General features: G+C 43.9%; 16 protein-coding genes. 10 read left to right on the top strand and 6 right to left on the bottom strand.

What is annotated here, in order from left to right:
- The first annotated feature begins 87 nt into the window (after positions 1–87).
- The 3 genes from EDD70_RS02995 (at position 88) to EDD70_RS02985 (ending at position 3224) form a co-directional block, all read left to right on the top strand.
- Complete coding sequence (locus tag EDD70_RS02995) at positions 88–1857, top strand: ABC transporter ATP-binding protein (protein WP_092753152.1); 1770 nt, start codon at positions 88–90, stop codon at positions 1855–1857.
- Positions 1858–1983: 126 nt separating this feature from the next.
- Positions 1984–2415 (top strand): large-conductance mechanosensitive channel protein MscL, encoded by a 432-nt coding sequence (mscL, locus tag EDD70_RS02990; RefSeq protein WP_092753154.1) that lies wholly within the window; start codon positions 1984–1986, stop codon positions 2413–2415.
- The gene (locus tag EDD70_RS02985; RefSeq protein ID WP_092753156.1) at positions 2412–3224 is read left to right on the top strand and encodes an amidohydrolase family protein; all 813 of its coding nucleotides are present in this window, start codon (positions 2412–2414) and stop codon (positions 3222–3224) included. The genes mscL and EDD70_RS02985 overlap by 4 nt, the downstream gene beginning before the upstream one ends.
- 70 nt (positions 3225–3294) lie before the next feature.
- Here the strand turns inward: EDD70_RS02985 and EDD70_RS02980 are convergent, their stop codons facing one another.
- Positions 3295–4668: a sodium-dependent transporter gene (locus EDD70_RS02980; RefSeq protein WP_092753159.1), complete on the bottom strand. Its 1374-nt coding sequence runs from the start codon at positions 4666–4668 to the stop codon at positions 3295–3297.
- A gap of 184 nt (positions 4669–4852) precedes the next feature.
- Here EDD70_RS02980 and mutY point away from each other — a divergent pair, with 184 nt between their 5' ends.
- The 7 genes from mutY (at position 4853) to EDD70_RS02945 (ending at position 11027) form a co-directional block, all read left to right on the top strand.
- On the top strand, positions 4853–5977 hold the full coding sequence (gene mutY, locus EDD70_RS02975; protein WP_092753161.1) for an A/G-specific adenine glycosylase: 1125 nt from the start codon (positions 4853–4855) through the stop codon (positions 5975–5977).
- Positions 5974–6849, top strand: coding sequence for a radical SAM/SPASM domain-containing protein (locus EDD70_RS02970; RefSeq protein WP_092753163.1), 876 nt, complete (start codon positions 5974–5976; stop codon positions 6847–6849). Before mutY ends, EDD70_RS02970 begins: the two co-directional genes overlap by 4 nt.
- A 221-nt stretch (positions 6850–7070) precedes the next feature.
- Positions 7071–7646 carry a xanthine phosphoribosyltransferase gene (locus EDD70_RS02965; protein ID WP_092753165.1) on the top strand — a complete coding sequence of 192 codons (576 nt, stop codon included), beginning with the start codon at positions 7071–7073 and terminating at the stop codon, positions 7644–7646.
- Positions 7647–7869: 223 nt separating this feature from the next.
- On the top strand, positions 7870–8697 hold the full coding sequence (locus tag EDD70_RS02960; protein ID WP_092753167.1) for a putative RNA methyltransferase: 828 nt from the start codon (positions 7870–7872) through the stop codon (positions 8695–8697).
- 173 nt (positions 8698–8870) lie between these two features.
- Positions 8871–9440, top strand: coding sequence for a LemA family protein (locus EDD70_RS02955; RefSeq protein WP_092754597.1), 570 nt, complete (start codon positions 8871–8873; stop codon positions 9438–9440).
- A 30-nt stretch (positions 9441–9470) separates the two neighbouring features.
- A complete protein-coding gene (locus tag EDD70_RS02950) occupies positions 9471–10271 on the top strand; it encodes a TPM domain-containing protein (protein ID WP_092753169.1) in 801 nt (266 codons plus the stop codon).
- Between the two features lie 42 nt (positions 10272–10313).
- Positions 10314–11027 carry a flavodoxin family protein gene (locus tag EDD70_RS02945; RefSeq protein ID WP_162840838.1) on the top strand — a complete coding sequence of 238 codons (714 nt, stop codon included), beginning with the start codon at positions 10314–10316 and terminating at the stop codon, positions 11025–11027.
- 42 nt (positions 11028–11069) lie between these two features.
- Here the strand turns inward: EDD70_RS02945 and rnr are convergent, their stop codons facing one another.
- From rnr to EDD70_RS02920, 5 genes are all read right to left on the bottom strand, one after another.
- The gene (gene rnr / locus EDD70_RS02940; protein ID WP_092753173.1) at positions 11070–13178 is read right to left on the bottom strand and encodes a ribonuclease R; all 2109 of its coding nucleotides are present in this window, start codon (positions 13176–13178) and stop codon (positions 11070–11072) included.
- A 157-nt stretch (positions 13179–13335) separates the two neighbouring features.
- Positions 13336–13587: a preprotein translocase subunit SecG gene (gene secG / locus EDD70_RS02935; protein WP_092753175.1), complete on the bottom strand. Its 252-nt coding sequence runs from the start codon at positions 13585–13587 to the stop codon at positions 13336–13338.
- A 278-nt stretch (positions 13588–13865) separates the two neighbouring features.
- Complete coding sequence (locus EDD70_RS02930; protein WP_092753177.1) at positions 13866–16106, bottom strand: DNA gyrase/topoisomerase IV subunit A; 2241 nt, start codon at positions 16104–16106, stop codon at positions 13866–13868.
- A gap of 25 nt (positions 16107–16131) precedes the next feature.
- Positions 16132–17172: a threonine aldolase family protein gene (locus EDD70_RS02925; protein ID WP_092753179.1), complete on the bottom strand. Its 1041-nt coding sequence runs from the start codon at positions 17170–17172 to the stop codon at positions 16132–16134.
- 44 nt (positions 17173–17216) lie between these two features.
- The gene (locus EDD70_RS02920) at positions 17217–19199 is read right to left on the bottom strand and encodes a DNA gyrase/topoisomerase IV subunit B (RefSeq protein ID WP_092753181.1); all 1983 of its coding nucleotides are present in this window, start codon (positions 19197–19199) and stop codon (positions 17217–17219) included.
- Positions 19200–19280: the final 81 nt, after the last annotated feature.

Genomic DNA, 19280 nt, shown 5'->3' with positions numbered 1-19280 from the left:
AAAGCAACTGCTTTTCGCCTTTTCTTTTGTTCTGTTTTTTAGTATACTGGTTATAAAATGTATCATGTACGAGGGGAGCGAATTTTTATGAACAACACCAGGAATATGAAAACAAGCACTTTAATCAAACGTTTTGCGCCCTATTTTAAAAAATACAGTAAAATTTTAATACTGGATTTATTCTGTGCCTCTCTCACTACAATTTGTGAGATGGTTCTTCCGTTGATGGTACGTTTCATCACAAATAAAGGCATGAACGACCTGCAAAGCCTTACTTTAGAATTGATTTTTACCATAGGTGCATTATACCTTGTGCTACGCATCATAGATACGGCGGCGTATTATTACATGGCAAACATCGGGCATATGATGGGCGCTTACATTGAAACGGATATGCGAACTGACCTTTTTGCACATCTGCAAAAGCTGCCTTATTCTTATTACGATAATACCAAGGTTGGGCAAATTATGGCACGCATCACCAGCGACTTATTTGACATAACAGAATTTGCGCATCACTGCCCCGAAGAGTTTTTCATCGCCGCCCTTAAAATAGTGGTATCGTTCATTATTTTATCTTCTATAAACCTGCCGCTTACGCTTATCATTTTTTCGATTGTACCTATTATGTTTGTAAGCTTGCGCTATTTTAACCGTAAAATGCGCCGCGCATTTAAAGCATCCCGCCACCAAATCGGCGAGTTGAACTCACAGGTAGAAGACAGCCTGCTGGGTGTGCGCGTAGTAAAATCTTTTGCCAACGAAGAGATTGAAGAAGAAAAATTCGAGCAGGGCAACGGTGATTTTCTGCACATCAAAAAAGATATGTACCGCTACATGGCGGGCTTTCACAGCACTACCCGTTTGTTTGACGGCATCATGTACATCACGGTGGTGGTAGCAGGCGCAATCTTTATGCTGCACGGTAAAATTAACCCCGCCGATTTAATGGCGTACCTGCTATATGTTTCTACTTTGCTTACCACTATCCGCCGAATTGTAGAATTCACCGAGCAATTTCAGCGCGGTATGACCGGTATTGAGCGCTTTTTAGAAATAATGGATACTCCCGTAGATATTGCAGACTCTCCCGATGCGCAAGAGATGGGGGATGTTGTGGGTGACATCCAATTTGAACATGTCGATTTCCGTTATGAAGACAACAAAGACAACGTGCTCTCTAACATCCACCTTCATGTAAAGCCCGGTGACAACGTTGCGTTGGTAGGCCCTTCGGGCGGCGGCAAAACAACTTTGTGCAACCTTATCCCCCGTTTTTACGATGTAACTGCCGGCAGAATTTTGATTGACGGCAAGGACATTCGAGACTTTTCGCTGCACTCGCTGCGCTCTAAAATCGGTGTGGTGCAACAGGAGGTCTATTTGTTTTCAGGCTCGGTGTACGACAATATCGAATACGGTAAACCCGGTGCTACCAAAGAAGAGATTGTCCAAGCAGCAAAGCTTGCGGGTGCACACGAGTTTATACTCAACTTGCCCGAAGGCTATCACTCTTATGTGGGTGAACGCGGTGTAAAACTATCCGGTGGGCAAAAGCAGCGCATCAGCATAGCGCGTGTATTTCTTAAAAATCCGCCCATCCTCATTCTGGACGAGGCAACTTCAGCACTGGATAATGAAAGCGAGCGGATTGTGCAGCAGTCGCTGGAAAAACTGGCACATGGCCGTACCACATTTACCATTGCGCATCGCCTTACTACCATCCGCAATGCGGCTACCATACTGGTGCTGACAGAAAACGGCATTGAAGAGCAAGGCACACACGATGAACTGCTGGCAAAACAGGGCGTCTACTTTCATTTATACAATATGTCTGACCTAGGCAACAACAAGTAAACCATCAATCGGCTTTTATTTTGTTGAAAAAAATTAACACAAAAAACATTTGGCTTTTTGTGTTCTCCGTTTTATAATAAAACAATAAACATTCAAAATAGGTATGCAAAAGTTGGAGGAATCACTATGTGGAAAGAATTTAAAAAGTTTGCTTTTAAAGGCAATGTACTGGATATGGCAGTAGGTGTCGTTATCGGCGGTGCGTTCGGTAAAATTGTAACCTCGCTCGTCAATGACATCATTATGCCGTTTTTTGGTTTTATTACAGCAGGTATGGATTTTAACAAGCTAAAACATATACTAAGCCCTGCAAAAGTAGTTGCAGGTGAAATTGTAAAACCCGAGGCAGCCATAATGTATGGCAGTTTTATACAGAATGTCATTGATTTTCTCATCATTGCATTCTCAATTTTTGTAGTGGTCAAAATAATGAACCATAAAAGAGATGCCCAGAAAAAAGCCCAACCAGCAGTACCGCCCGCCCCTACCGAGGCAGAACTGCTCGCCGAAATTCGTGACTTGCTTCAAGAAAAAAGCAAGGAGACCTCAAACAAATGATAGAAGACATACGAAAATTAAAGATTACCGATGTTCACACACATATCTATCCGGGCAAAATTGCAGAAAAAGCCACTGCTTCGGTGGGTCAGTTTTATAATATCGGGATGAATCGCATTGGTTTTCCACATACTCTGGTGGAAAGCGGCGAAAAAATAGGTGTATCAAAATATCTTGTTTGCTCTGTAGCCACCAAACCCGAGCAATCACACTCCATCAACGATTTTATTTTTGATAAATGCAAGAAATACCCTCAGTTTTTGGGTTTGGGGGCACTGCATCCCGAACAAACCGACTGGGAAAACGAAATCGAACGCATCGTTGAAATGGGGCTGCGGGGTGTAAAATATCACCCCGATTTTCAAAAATTCAACATCGATGACCCAAATATGATACCCGTTTACCGCAAAATACGTGATGCGGGGCTGATTATCTTGTTCCATATGGGGGATGACCGCTACGATTTTTCGGCACCTCAGCGCCTTTACAATGTGATGCAGCAAATCCCCGATTTGGTTTGTATTGCGGCACATTTCGGTGGGTATCAGCGGTGGAGCGATGCCGCAAAATACTTGCTGTGCGATAATATCCATTTTGATACCTCCAGCAGTTTATGGAAGCTTACCCCCGATGAAGCCGCAGGGCTGATTCACCATTTTGGTGCAGATAACGTGCTGTTCGGTACGGACTTCCCCATGTGGGACCATGAACAAGAATTAAACCGATTTTTAAAGCTTAATCTTGCAGATGAGGAAAACGACAAAATTTTGTACCGGAATTTTGAACGCTTGTTTGGTGTATCGGTTTAAAACTTTACTCGATATACAATAATTTTAAAAAGGGCGGATATCAAATGATATCCGCCCTTTTTGAGACTGCTTATTTTACAAAAAATTTTGAGATGTAACCTTGCACAAAGATCAACAGAACAATTATTGGCAAGATGTAGCTGACATAAAAACGTGCCCATTGCGGGAATTTTACACCCTTGCCTTGATTGCATTCGGTAATAAAGTTTTTCCAACCCCAGCCGTAACGCGAGGTACAGAACAAAAGGTACACCAAACTGCCCAACGGCAAGAGATTGTTGCTTACAATAAAATCTTCAAGGTCAAGAATATTGCTGCTGCCGCCCAAAGGATGAAACCCGCTGAGCACAGTAAAACCAAGTACACATGGCAAAGAGAGCAATATAATTGCAACCAGATTAACTGCAACCGCTTTTTTACGGCTGCAACCGGTAAGGTCAATTGCAAACGAAATAATATTTTCAAATACCGCAATGACTGTGGAGAGTGCCGCAAATGTCATAAATACAAAGAACAGTGAGCCCCACAGGCGTCCGCCCATCATATTATTAAACACGTTGGGCAAGGTAACAAAAACCAACCCTGGGCCTTCGCCCGGGTTAATGCCATACGCTGCACAAGATGGAAAAATGATGAGTCCTGCAATCAGCGCAACGGAGGTATCCAACAATGTAATGCTGATCGATTCGCCCATAAGTGAGCGCTCTTTGCCGATATAGCTGCCGAAAATTGCCATTGCACCAATACCGAGGCTTAGGGTGAAAAATGCTTGTCCCATCGCCGCAAAAATAGTATTGGCAACACCGTTTTCTATCATTTTACTTACATCCGGCACCAAATAAAACTTTAAGCCCTCTATAGCACCCGGCAGCGTTACTGCACGGACGGCAAGAACAATCATAATGATGAACAAACTGCACATCATCAGTTTTGTAATTTTTTCTACACCTTTTTGCAAGCCCAAAGAGCATACACCAAAACCGAGCAAAACGATGACTATCATCCACGCAATCTGTTCCCATGTTTGGGCGGTAAAATTACCAAATATCGCCCCTACCTGGTCGGGTGTCTTCCCTTCAAACTCACCTCTTGCTATTTTAACAAAATACGCAAGCATCCATCCCGCCACTGTGGTGTAAAACATCATTAAAAGGTAGTTGCCCGCCATACCAAACCAACGGTAAACATGCCATTTTGTGCCCTTGGGCTGCAGCACATTAAAAGAGAGCGCAACGCTTTTTCGGCTGGCACGGCCAACAGAAAATTCCATAGCAATGATGGGCAAGCCTAAAATCAATAAAAATAACAGGTAAATCAGTACAAATATCGCACCGCCGTACACACCTGTGATATATGGGAAACGCCAAACGTTCCCTATACCGATTGCGCAACCCGCTGAAATGAGCAAGAAGCCCAATCGAGATGCAAATTTCTCACGTTCCAAAAAAAAACCCCCTCATTTTAAGAAAAGACTTGTCCATATATGAACAAATCGTATCTTAAGCAATCATACACTTTTTTGAGTGCATATGTCAATATTTTACGGTGTTTTAGTACATACGTAACTACTTGAAATACCAGCCTCAAACTGGTAGACTAAAAGTATCTATTTTAAATGTGAGGATTCCATGAGTATTTTTGATGATAAAACAACCTATTCACTTGCCCGCCTGCATGAGCCGTTGCTTGCTTGGTACGACACTTGCAAGCGCGAAATACCCTGGCGCGGTGCTTCCAGCAGCTATTTTGTGTGGGTGAGTGAAATTATGCTGCAGCAAACCCGTGTTGAGGCAGTGCGCGCTTACTTTTTGCGCTTTACCGCTGCTTTGCCAACTTTGCAGCACTTAGCCGAGTGCGATGAACAGACTTTGCTGAAACTCTGGGAAGGGTTGGGCTATTACAACCGTGTGCGCAACATGCAAAAAGCCGCTAAAATTGTAATGGAACAATACGGCGGTGAGTTACCCCGCAGTTACGAGCTGTTGCTTACGCTGCCCGGTATCGGTGAATACACTGCGGGTGCAATTGCATCCATCGCTTACAACATCCCGGTACCCTGTGTAGACGGGAATGTGATGCGCGTACTTTCGCGTGTTACAGCAAACAGTGCAGATATAACACTCTCTTCTGTCAAAAAAGACTATCAGGTGTTGGCTCAGAGTATGATTCCGATGGACGATTCGAGTAATTCGCCTGCTTTGCAAGACCGTTCTAGCCCTCGTGCGGGCGATTTTAACCAATCGCTGATGGAACTGGGGGCCACCGTGTGCGTGCCCAACGGGGCGCCTTTATGTGATGTTTGCCCCATACAAACACAGTGTAAAGCGTTCCTATCGGGCAATCCTCAACATTATCCTGTTAAAACAGCTAAAACAGCACGTAAAATTGAAAAAAAGACCATCGTTATTTTGATGTATGGTGACCAAGTGCTGCTGCAAAAACGCCCAAACAGCGGTCTGCTTGCAGGGTTATGGGAGTTTTGGAGTATGGACGGTTGGCTGAACCGCGACGAACTAACAAACGCTTTGATGGAACAAGGGATATTTGCAAATGCAATCCACTCGTTAAAAAAAGCAAAACATATTTTTTCGCACATCGAGTGGCAAATGCAGGGCTATTTAGTTTATTTAGAGAAACTTTCCACCATAGGTGGTGGAGAATGGGTAAAACTTACCGATTTGCGCGAAAACTATGCTTTGCCAAGTGCGCTGAAAGCCTACAGCAAAGAGCTTGAAAGGTGGGTTTTGCCATGACCAACTTTAAAAAAGCTTATATAGAAATTACGAATGTATGCAACCTCAACTGCAATTTTTGCCCCAAAACCTCTCGTTCGCCGCACTTTATGTCCTCCCAACAATTCGCACATTTGGCTCGGCAGGTAAAGCCCTTTACAGATTATGTTTATTTGCATCTTATGGGGGAACCCTTGCTGCACCCCCAACTTGATGAAATCTTAAAAATATGCGAGATACTCGAACTCAAGGTAACCATTACCACAAATGGTACGCTCATTAATCGCCGGCGTGAGTTGCTGCTGCAGTCTCTTTGCTTATACAAAATGCACTTTTCACTGCATAGTTTTGAGGCAAACGATAACAATATTCAGCTTGAGGATTATGTACACGATATTGTTGATTTTGCAAAAGCAGCTGCCGATGAAGGCACCATTAATGTGCTGCGGCTTTGGAACATGGACAGCGCTGAGCTCAAAGGCAGCAATCGCCTGAATAAAGATATCATCGACCTTTTGGAAGATGAATTCGGTTGTGTGTTTTCTCTTCGCAACGCGCTTGGGCAAGGCAGAAGCGGGTTGAAAATATATCCCCGCATTTATTTGGAAATGGCAGAAAAATTCCAATGGCCGAGCCTTCAAGCACCTGTTATGGGCGATGAGGTTTTCTGTTACGGCCTGCGCGACCAGTTTGGCATTTTGGCAGACGGAACGGTTGTCCCCTGCTGCCTTGACAGTGAGGGCACAGTAAACCTCGGCAATGCATTTGATACACCGCTGAAATCCGTTTTACTTTCCCGCCGAGCAGAGCGTATATACGATGGCTTTACCGCAAGAAAAGCATCCGAACCGCTTTGTGCACGCTGCGGATACGCCCAAAGATATGTAAAATAGACAAAACTGTGCGCCGTACACACACATTGGGTGTGCTATGTGATGATTTGTTGCAAGTACCCCTAAAAATCGACAAAAGCTATCACTCTCACGCATTATTTATGCTATAATAGTGTTTATACTTAAAAATTGTAATTATACCGCTTTCACTTCCCGCACGAAATGAACAGCGGTATTTTCTATCAATTATATCATTGGCGTGCGGAGAAACGGTGGAGGCAATGGAGCTTTTAAAACAGCGTATTATGAAAGATGGCCATGTTAAGCCAGGAAATATTATAAAAGTAGATAGCTTTTTGAATCATCAAATGGATATCGAATTGATGAACGAAATCGGCAAAGAGTTTGCACACCTGTTTGCAGACCAACCTATTACGAAAATTCTCACCATCGAGGCTTCGGGTATTGGTATTGCAGCGATTGCAGCACAGCATTTTGGCAATGTGCCCGTTGTTTTTGCGAAAAAAACAAAATCGAAAAATCTCGATGGGGAATTGTATATTTCGCAGGTAGAATCGTTTACTCGCAATACGGTATTTGATATTCAGGTATCCAAAAAGTTTATTACCGAGGACGATTGTGTTCTCATCCTGGATGACTTTCTTGCAAGAGGCAAGGCTTTGCTGGGGCTGATTGACATTGTAAACCAAAGCGGTGCAAAATTTGCAGGATGCGGTATCGTAATTGAAAAAGGCTGGCAGGACGGCGGAGAGGTTTTGCGTAAAAAAGGCGTTCGTTTGGAATCTCTCGCCATTATTGATAAGGCAGACGAAACAGGATTTACCTTTCGGAATTAGCTTTCATCTTTACTGAGCTTGAAAAAGCCTTTCTGCTTCGAGAGGTTTTATTATAAAAATTACAAAATCCGACTTACTCGGCACCACTGCCGCATGTGTCGACTGGGCAGGGAGAAACCCTGCCTTTTTTGTAATATTATATATGAATATTGCGTTTTGTATTCTCACCTTGTAATAAAGTAGCAAATTATAACTATATGTATCGTATTATGGAGGCTTTTGCATGAGTTTTTATCTCTGCCCTATTTGTAAAACAGCATTTTCAAGGCAGGGCAACAGCCTGAAATGCCCGCAGAACCATACCTTTGATATTTCGTCTGCAGGCTATGTCAACCTGCTTCGGAACGAAAGCAAAAAGTGCGTGGTGCCGGGCGACAGTAAAGAGATGTGTGTTTCGCGCAACCATTTTTTAAGTAAGCATTATTACCGTTGCCTTGCAGAGGGGATTGCACAAACGGTTGCAGACCTCGCTGCTGCACTGCCTGCACCTGTTGTTGTGGATGCTGCCTGCGGAGAAGGCTACTACACCACTGCTATTTACAAAAAGCTAACAGAATACGGCAAGGTACCTGCCGTTGGCGGTATTGATATCTCAAAATATGCCCTCAAATACGCAGGTAAGCGCTGTAAAGGCATACACTTTGCCACCGCAAGCATCTTTGATATGCCGTTGCCATCGGATTTTGCAGATGTTGTAACCAATATTTTTGCTCCCGTAGCCAACGAAGAATTTCATCGGGTACTGAACAGCGGTGGTTATATGGTGATTGTCGGGCCGGGCGAGCGGCATTTGTGGGAGCTAAAAGAATTTTTATATGAAACACCTTATCTCAATGAACCCAAGCACTACAGCTTTGATGGTTTTACTTTTGTAAAAAAACTGCATTTTGAAGATAAAATTCACATATCCTGCAATGAGGATATCTTGAACTTGTTTGCGATGACCCCTTATTTTTGGAAAACTTCGCAAGATGCAACCCAACGTCTACAGCAGCTAAAAATGATGGACATTCAAATCAGCTTTGAACTGCATATTTTTCGTAAACAATAAGACGAAAAAGATGCTACACAAGGAAAAATCGTACACAAAAAAGAAATGAACTTCACAATCTATTGATGTTTTGAAACCAAAATATGTTATAATATGAACAGTCAAATATTTGACAACATAATACAAAAAATAGATAAGAAACTATTTTAATGGAGGACAATTTTATGAAAAAAATGTCTGGCGGCATAATTGCTTTAATTGTGGTTGTACTTGTAGTAGCAATTGCTGCTGCATGGGGTGTTGGCAACTACAACAGCCTTGTCGGCTTGCGCGAAGATGTAACCGGTCAAAGCTCTAACATTGATACGCAGCTTCAGCGCAGAACAGATCTTATCCCAAACCTGGTGGCGACCGTAAAAGGTTATGCAGCGCATGAAACAGAGATTATGACCGCACTCGCCGATGCACGTGCAAACCTTGCTGGTGCAGGCACCATGCAAGAAAAAGCAAATGCAGATGCCCAACTGAGCGGTGCACTCAGCCGTTTACTGGTTGTGGTAGAAAACTACCCCAATTTGAAAGCCGATGCCCAGTATACCGCACTGATGGATGAACTTGCGGGTACCGAAAACCGCATTGCTGTCTCCCGCAAAGATTACAACGATACAGCAAGAGTATACAACAAGAGAATAAAAAGCTTCCCCAGTGTAATTTTTGCCAATATGTTTGGGTTTGACGCAGCAGAGTATTTTGAGGCAACCGAAGGATCCGACGTACCGCCAACCGTAGATTTCAGCAAATAACCCATTTCAACGACTTGAGGTATCAATAATATGAAATTTTTTGGACGTATAGCGGCATTCGTCCTTGTAACAGCATTACTTACAACAGCTGTATTTGCACTGCCCGAGCCTACCAACCGTTTTTATGTAACTGATACTGCGAACATCCTTACAAGTGAGACAAAAGACTATATTTTTAATAACAGCCGGGTTTTGGATGAAAAGACAACTGCCCAGCTGGTTGTAGCCACAGTAACCTCGCTTGAGGGCAAAACAGTAGATGAATATGCTTTAGAATTAGGGCGCAAGTGGGGCGTTGGCGGTAAAGAAAAAAACAACGGTTTACTCATATTGCTTGCACCCAACGAGCGTAAAATTACGGTACAGGTAGGTTATGGCTTAGAAGGTGCGGTAAATGATGCAAAAGCAGGACGTTTTCTTGATAATTATGCCGTTCCTTACCTAAAAAATGATGATTGGGACGGCGGCATCCGCAACCTGTATTCGGCGCTGCTTACCGAAGTATACAAAGAATATAATATGGAAGTGCCCAGTGATGTCACCGTGAACGAGCAGAAGGACAATGAAGGAAGCCGCTCATCCGGCTTTTTCTTTCCGCTTCTTGTTGTTCTCGCTATTGGCATTTCAACCGGAATTATGAATCGCAATCGACGCGGTCCGCGACCCCCACGTGGTGGAGGTGGCTTTTACGGAGGACCGCCGTTTTTCGGCGGAGGGTTTGGCAGCGGAGGAGGTTTCAGCGGCGGCAGTAGCGGTGGCGGCTTTAGCGGAGGAAGCTTTGGCGGTGGAGGCGGAAGCTTCGGCGGCGGAGGTTCGTCTCGAGGCTTCTAAAAACAATGCTTTAACAATTGACAAAAAGGTGGCGACACAATTGTGAATATTGTTATTATCAACGGCAGCCCACGCAAAAATGGCAATACCTATCAAGCAGTAAAAATTGTAAAAAGTAACCTCCTTCAACTCGACCCCAACACTACTTTTACAGAATACTTTTTGCCCCAGGATATGCCTGAATTCTGCCGCGGCTGTTTTAATTGCTTTGCGCACGGAGAGGAAAATTGCCCGCATGCAAAATTTGTACAGCCAATTTTAAACAATATGCTTGCTGCCGACGGCATTATTTTTACAACACCGGTATACGCGATGAGTTGCTCAGGCGCAGTAAAAGCCCTGCTGGACCACCTTGCATATACATTTGTAGTACACCGCGCAAGGCCGGAGATGGTGGGCAAGAATGTTTTTATTTTGGCAACCACAGCAGGCGCGGGTACAAACAGTGCAATAAAGCCCCTTAAAGAAAGCTTGAGCTTTTGGGGAACGGCAAAACCTCTCGTTTGCGGTATTGCAGTACGTGCAAAAGAACTGGATGAAATGCCAAAAAAACGACGCGACAGCGTTTATCGCATATTAAAGAAAAAATCAAATTTGTTTTATAACCGAATGAATAAAAAAAGAAAGCCAAGCCTGTTGTTTCGTACCTTTTTTTATACTATTTGCAGGCAGCGGATTCAATTATTCACCCCGCTTGAAAAAGATTTGAGCTATTGGAAAGCACAAGGATGGACAGCAGACAAACGCCCATGGTGATAAAAGCAGCCCCCGATGAATATTCATCGGGGGCTTTTATTTTTATTCTGCAAGTACAAAGTCAATATTGCCTGCGCTGACATCTGCACCGGCTACCTGCACGCGAACAAGCTTGCCCACGCGGTAACGCGTATTGGATGCAGTCTCAACGAGTTCAATCATACCGTCGTAATCGTAGTTGCCCTCGGGCAGGCTGTCAATCCGAATCATACCTTCCACAGTATTTACAAGTTCCACATAAATGCCGTGCGACGTGACCGAGGTAATGACGCCATCAAAGCATTCGCCAATATGGCGGGTCATAAACTCTGCTTTGTAGCAATCTTCACAATCTCGTTCTACTATCATAGCGCGCTGCTCGCGGTTGCTGGATTGCTCCGCAGAAATCTTAGCAAAATTACCGTATTTTCGTTTCAGCCGCTGCTCATCCATACCCGAAAGCATGCTTGTCATAATGCGGTGAATCGTAAGGTCGGGATAACGGCGGATAGGAGATGTAAAGTGCGCATAGTTGTCGAGCACCAGCCCAAAATGCCCCTTGTTTACCTCGCTGTATTTCGCCTTTGCCATAGAACGTAAAATCTGGTTATTTACCAACAGCTGCAGCTCTGTGCCGTTTACTTGGTTTAAAATGCGTGCCAATGCGCCCGATGAAATCTGTTTTTTCAGTTCGGAACAATCCACCGCAAGCGCATCCAACAAAGTGCACAAATTCGTAATTTTTTCAGGCGACGGATTTTCGTGAACACGGTATACAAACGGTATGATGCGCTCCATTGCAAGAGAAGCAGCTGCTTCATTGGCGGTAAGCATAAACTCTTCAATGATGTTTTCTGAAATACCCTGTTCACGCCCAACAATTTCAGCAGCGCGTCCATCCTCGCCAACCAATATTTTCGACTCGGTAGATTGTAAGTTCAATCCCCCGCGGCTCATTCTTCGCTTGTTCAATATATCCGCAAGTTTACGCATGTCTAATATTATTTGGATAAGACCATCGTATTTTTTTAGTATCGTATCATCAGCGTTGTTTGCAAGTATCTTATTTATTTCGGAGTACACACCCTTAACGCGCGAGCGGACAATGGATTTTTGGAATTGATAGCCGATCAGTTTTCCCGTTTTATCAAGCGACAAAAGCGCAGAAAATGCCAGCCTATCCTCTTGCGGGTTGAGCGAACAGATGCCGTTCGAGAGTGCAGGCGGCAGCATGGGTACTACCGAATTGGCATAATAAACCGAAGTCCCGCGCTCAAATGCCTCAACATCCAACGGGGTATTGGGTTTTACATAATGGCTCACATCTGCAATGTGAACACCAAGATACCATCCATTCTCATGTTTTTCCAGCGACACGGCATCGTCAATATCCTTGGTATCCGCACCGTCGATAGTAAAAATAATATCATAACGCAAATCAAGGCGATTTTGCATGTCGTTATCTGTAATACCCTTTTTACTGATGTGCTCCGCAAATTTAAGCACTTCATCAGGGAATTGCTTTGTAATACCATTTGCTGCCAATATTGCCTCGCTGCACGCTGCCGCACTGGTTGCTTTACCAAACACTTCGGTAACAGCAGCTTTGTGTGTAAAATGGTTGTCACCGCGTACAGTCAAACGCCCCAACACCTTGTCACCGTCGTGCGCGCCCAGTGCATCTGCCGGGGCAACTTTTACAGGTATTTTTGAGCCGGAATCGGGGATAATCTCACAGTGCCCGCCGCGTTTTTTAAACACGCCGCTAAAGGGTGCATCGCTTTGTACCGAGATACGCACTACTTCACCTTCAGGCAAATCGCCTCTGCCCTGCGTTTTTCGAATAAGCACAGTATCGCCCGGCATAGCCCCCTGCAACGCGCGCCCGGGGATAAAAATGTCTCGTTCAAGCTCGTCTGAACCTGCAAAGCCAAAACCTTCTTTTACGCTAATGATTTTGGCAGTAATCAGTTTTTCTAAATTATCGGCACGATATTTGCCTTTTTTTTCACTGACAGTCCCGTTCTTGACTAACTTGTGCAATGCAAGAAAAAACTCTTCGCGATATTGGCGTTTTACCCGCAGCTTATCACAAAGCTCACGTGCTGTAAGCCCTCTTGTACCGCTTTTACGTAACATATCCAAAATATTATTTGTAAAATCTTTTTTCATACAATCTCTTTCCGGAGCATTTTTAAATTTCGATTTTAGGCTGATGAAACATCCCAACTTTCAAAAATGTTCCTGCATAAAACAAACTTTTTCGTGCAAAGGCAAAAAAAGCCCTGCGCAATTGAGCGCAGAGCCTTTAAGTCACTTTATGCAAACATTATTTGACATAAACTGAAATGATACAAACTGCAAGAGAAATCGCAAAGAAAATAACCGCTGCAACCTTAGTTACTTTGTTCAACAGCATTTCTTTTGTTTTTGCTCTGTTTTTGCCATAATTAATGGCAGAGTCTGCACCGGAAACCGCGCTCATGCCGTCAGATTTTGATTCCTGCATCATAACGACCAGCACTATTATGATACACGTAATTGCAAGTACTATTCCGCCTACTATCTCAAAAGCATTCATTTTTTTGCACCTCCGCACTTTTGCATGTTAACTTTTAGTATTATACCACAAAAGCAAGTCCTTTGCAAGTAATCTTCTTTAATGTAATTATTTGTGCATATTTTTAATTCGTCTGCCTATACTAAATATGGTTTTACAGAGCAGCTACATCGTTCCCTTTGGGTGAAATTGTTGCGTTTGTGAGTAACCCCCCGTAGCTGAGTTGTAATTCCATTTGATAGGGCTGTCTGTGTTTGTACGCAGGCAGCCCATCTGTTTTAGTATCGTTTTTATTTCAATTATAGCGTTAACTGTTCGCCCATATCCTCGGCGCGAGGCAGCATACCCGCTGCCGGAAGAGTTTTTGTGCGGTAGCGGTGCTCATTGGCAAGGCTGTCGGCAGCATAAGGCTTAACAGAAAATACCTTTGCACTCTTTTTCAGCTTCATAACGGCAACGCCTTGTACACTCTTGGTGGGTTTGCTTGTAATTGCACCGGTGTGCAGCAACAACATGCGGTTTTGTGTAGATGTAAGCAGAAATTCTGCGTCTTCAGCGATATAATAAGCTGCCACCAAAGGCGATTTATCGCTGTATGCAGCAACCAATTTTTTGCGTTTTGTCACCGTCTGGTAAGATGCCATATCCACCTTGGCAACTTTGCCGTTTTCAAAGAAGAACAGCATATAACCTTCGTAATTGTGGGTGACAGCCATATAAACTGCGCGTTCTTCCTCATCCATACCCAACTTTGCGGGAATAAAATCACCTAGCACACTCGCTTTGGTATCTTCAAAATCGCTTGCACGGCTTTTGTATACCTGGCAGCGGTCACTGAAAAACAGCAGTTCGGCGGTATTGGTGTCTTCCTGCACCTGTACTACCTCATCGCCTTCTTTCATCTTCTGCTCATTGCTCATACGCAAGCTTTGCGGTGTAATCTTTTTAAAGTAACCCTCTGCGGTAAAAAACAGGTTAACCGGGTAATCGGGTATCTCCTCTTCTTCCATCAGCTCAGCAACTTTATCATCATTGTAAATGATAAGGCTTTTGCGGGGATTGCCATATTTTTTGCTGATGTCTTTCAGCTCACTTACGATGATTGCTTTTACGCGTTTTTCGTTCGCGAGAATGTCTTCCATATCAGCAATTTCTTTTTTAAGCTTATCAATCTCATCGGTACGTTTTAAAATATATTCTCGGTTGAGATGACGCAGCTTAATTTCTGCTACATATTCTGCCTGCTCTTCGTCAATGCCAAATCCAATCATCAAATTGGGCACAACTTCGGTTTCTTCTTCGGTTTCGCGCACAATGCGAATTGCCTTATCGATATCAAGCAGTATTTTTGCAAGCCCTTGCAGCAAATGCAGCTTTTCTTTGCGCTTTTTCAGGTCATAATATACTCTGCGCTTTATGCACTCCTCGCGGAACGCTATCCATTCGTTGAGAAGTTCTCGCACACCCATAACGCGCGGAGAGCCCGCAATCAACACATTAAAATTACAGCTGAAGGTATCTTCCAACGGCGTCATGCGAAACAGCTTCGCCATCAGTTTTTCAGCGTCTACACCGCGCTTTAGGTCGATGGTAATTTTAAGCCCCGACAGGTCGGTTTCATCCCTGATATCTGAAATCTCTTTGATTTTAGAAGATTTCACCAAGTCGACAATTTTATCGATAATCGCTTCAATCGTGGTGCTGGGCGGTATTTCTGTAATGTCGATACAGTTGTTGGATTTATCGTAACTGTAGCGGGAACGCACCCGCACACTGCCCCTGCCTGTCTCATAAATCTTGTTCAGTTCTTTTTCATCGTAAATAATATATCCTCCGCCCGAAAAATCGGGCGCAGACAGCGTTTGAGAAATATTGTGATTTGGGTTTTTAGACAGCGCAATGGTAGTTTCGCAAATTTCGTTTAAATTAAAGGAACAAATGGAGCTTGCCATACCCACTGCAATGCCCATATTCGGGTTGACCAATATGGTGGGAAAGGTAACAGGCAACAAGGTTGGTTCTTTGCAGCTGTTGTCGTAGTTGTCTACAAAATCCACGGTATCTTTATCGATATCTGAAAACATCTCGGTGCAGATCGGGTCAAGCTTCGCTTCGGTGTAACGGCTGGCAGCATACGCCATATCGCGCGAGTAGCTTTTGCCGAAGTTGCCCTTACTGTCTACATAAGGGTGAAGCAATGCCTCGTACCCTTTCGAGAGACGCACCATTGTTTCGTAAATTGCCGCATCACCATGAGGATTAAGATGCATCGTCTGCCCTACAATGTTCGCCGACTTGGTTCGCGAACCTGAAATCAGCCCCATTTTGTGCATCGTATAAAGCAACTTGCGGTGTGACGGTTTAAACCCATCTATTTCGGGGATAGCACGCGATACAATGACACTCATCGCATACGGCATATAGTTTTTTTCTATCGTCTCGGTGATGGGCTGATCTAGCACCACGCCGGCGTTTTCGATATAAATGTTGCCGCCCGTTTGCGGCTTTTTGTTTTCGCTTTTCTTCTTTTTGGGAGGCATCCAGTTCAACTCCTTGTATTTACATTTAGGCTTTTCTGCTCATACAGGCATTGTGTAAATCGGCACAAAACTGCAGTACATTTTCTTCACAAGTTGCCCAAGAGGTAACAAAGCGTACTGCTGTATATCCGTCGTTTCGTTTCTCCCAAACTTCAAATAGGTAGTTTTTCTCCATCTCTTCCAATACGGTATCGGGCAGGATGGGGAATTGCTGATTGGTGACCGAATCCGTCACAAAAGTAAAGCCCTCGCTTTGGCAAGCCTGTTTAATAAGCGCAGCCATACGGTTGGCATGCTGCCCAATACGGTAATACAAATCATCGCGGAACAGTTCGCCAAACTGTATGCCCAATAATCTGCCTTTGGCAAGCATTCCTCCGCGTTGTTTTATCATATAGCGAAAGTCTTGTTTCATTGCATTATTGAGCAGCACAACCGCCTCGCCAAACAGCGCACCGCATTTGGTACCGCCGATGTAAAAAGCATCACACAGGCGCGCCAAATCGGCAAGCGTAACATCGCACCCTTGCGCCGTGAGTGCCGATGCCAAACGTGCACCGTCTACATAAAGCAGCAAGCCGTTTTCTTTACAGCATACACTGATATCTTCCAACTCCTGTTTGCTGTAAATGGTACCCACTTCGGTAGGCAGTGACAGATAAACCATTTTGGGCTGTACCATATGTTCATCGGTATGTACATCGATTGTATTATGAATCAGTTGCGGCGTCAGCTTGCCATTTTCTGCCGCAACTGCTATTACTTTGTGCCCAGCAGCCTCGATTGCCCCCGTTTCATGCACACAGATGTGACCGGTTTCTGCAGAAATAACAGCCTGATAAGGGCGAAGTGCAGCGGATATTACGGTGAGATTGGTTTGCGTACCGCCTACAAGAAAGTGCACATCCGCATCTTGTCTGCCAATCTTTTCGCAAATGCTGCGCCGTGCGTCCTCACAGCAAGAGTCCATACCATATCCGACGGTTTGCTCTAAATTGCTTTTGAGCAGTGCTTGCATAATATTTGGGTGAGCACCCTCGCTGTAATCATTTTTAAAACTGTACATCCAGTCAATCCTCCACTTTTTCGGTTTGTTTTAAATACAACCTGTTAGGATACATCTACAGCATCAAGATAAAGATGCCCGAAATCTGCAATAAACTCTTTACGTGCAGCAAGATTGTCGCCAAGCATCACATCAAACATGTTGGCAGTTGCTTCTACATCGGCAGGTTTCACCGCAATTAAGCGGCGTGTTTCAGGGTTCATAGTGGTCATCCACATCATATCGGGGTCGTTCTCGCCCAGCCCTTTACTGCGCTGTATTTTATATTTTGCACTGCCTATTTCCTTAATACATTCCAGTTTTTCAGTTTCACTGTAAGCAAACCAGGTTTTGTCTTTGCTCGTAATCTCGTACAGCGGCGATTCGGCAATATAAACATAGCCTTCTTCAATCAAGGTAGGCACAAGGCGATAAAGCATGGTGAGTATAAGCGTGCGAATCTGAAAGCCATCCACATCGGCATCGGTACAAATAATCACTTTGTTCCAACGCAGCCCGTCCAAATCAAATGAAGAAAGCTCTTTATTTAACTTAGATTTTACTTCTACACCACAACCCAATACTTTGATAATATCAATAATAATATCGTTTTTGAAGATTTTGTCGTATTCTGCTTTTAGGCAGTTGAGTATTTTACCGCGTACGGGGATAATTGCCTGATACTCACTGTCGCGCGAAAGTTTACACGCACCCAGAGCCGAATCACCCTCTACGATATAAATTTCGCGAACGGAAGTATCTTTGCTGCGGCAATCGACAAACTTTTGTACTCGGTTGGCAATGTCGATGGAGCCGGCCAATTTCTTTTTTAGGTTCAGCCGGGTTTTTTCTGCATTTTCTCGGCTGCGTTTGTTGATGAGCACCTGCTCGGCAATTTTAGCCGCATCTTCGGGGTTTTCAACAAAATAAATTTCGAGATTATGTTTTAAAAACTCGGTCATTGTCTCGGCGATAAATTTATTGGTAATCGCCTTTTTCGTCTGATTTTCGTAACTGGTTTGCGTAGAAAACGATGAGGAGACCAATATCAAACAGTCTTCAATATCCTGAAAGGTAACTTTGCTTTCGTTTTTTAGGTACTTATTGTTCTGCTTTAAATACGCATCGATCATGGATACATAAGCGCTTTTTACTGCTTTTTCAGGGGACCCGCCATACTCCAAAAAGCTGGAGTTGTGGTAATACTCGGCAATTTTAAAGCGGTTAGAAAAACACATAGCCACTTGCAATTTCACCTTATATTCAGGCTTGTCCTCTCGGTCACGGCCGCGGCGTTCGCCTTGCCAGCACTGCACAGGGGTCAGCGCATCTTCTCCTGCAAGTTCATTTACATAGTCCACAATACCGTTCTGATATTTAAACTGTTGTTCTTCAAAGCCTTTGTCTGTTTCATTACGCAGTATAAATAATATACCATCATTTACGACAGCTTGGCGTTTCAGTACATCGGTATAATATTCAAGCGGAACATTGATGTCGGTAAAAACATCAAGGTCGGGCTTCCAATGAATTTTTGTCCCTGTTTTTTTGCGGTTGGTGGGTTCTTTTTGCAATTCACCTGCAATTTCGCCCTTTTCAAACCGAACATTGTACTTCATACTGTCGCGGTAAATTTCAACATCCATATATTCTGATGAATATTGCGTAGCACACAAGCCCAAACCGTTAAGCCCCAGCGAATACTCGTAGCTTTCGCCATTATTGGTATTGTATTTACCGCCCGCATACAGCTCGCAAAATACAAGGTCCCAGTTGTAGCGTTTCTCTCGCTCGTTGTAATCTACCGGGATGCCGCGTCCGAAATCCTCAATTTCGATGGAATGATCTTTGTATCGAGTAATTATAATATTATCTCCATGCCCCTCGCGTGCTTCGTCGATGGAGTTGGAAAGTATTTCGAATATCGAGTGCTGACAGCCCACAATACCATCCGACCCAAATATTACTGCAGGGCGTTTGCGTACTCTATCCGCACCCTTGAGCTGGGAGATACTGTCGTTTCCATATTCCGTATTTTTCTTTGGCATTTCGCGCCTCCCATATATTTTTAATCGTTGCAGAACTGCGTTTGTCTGCACCTTTTATTTACCCATGTCTTTTATTTTCTC

It is taken from the genome of Hydrogenoanaerobacterium saccharovorans, assembly GCF_003814745.1.
In the GTDB taxonomy this organism is placed as follows: domain Bacteria; phylum Bacillota; class Clostridia; order Oscillospirales; family Ruminococcaceae; genus Hydrogenoanaerobacterium; species Hydrogenoanaerobacterium saccharovorans.
Note: the sequence above shows the minus strand (reverse complement) of the source record. Positions and strands in the feature narration are given on the sequence as shown.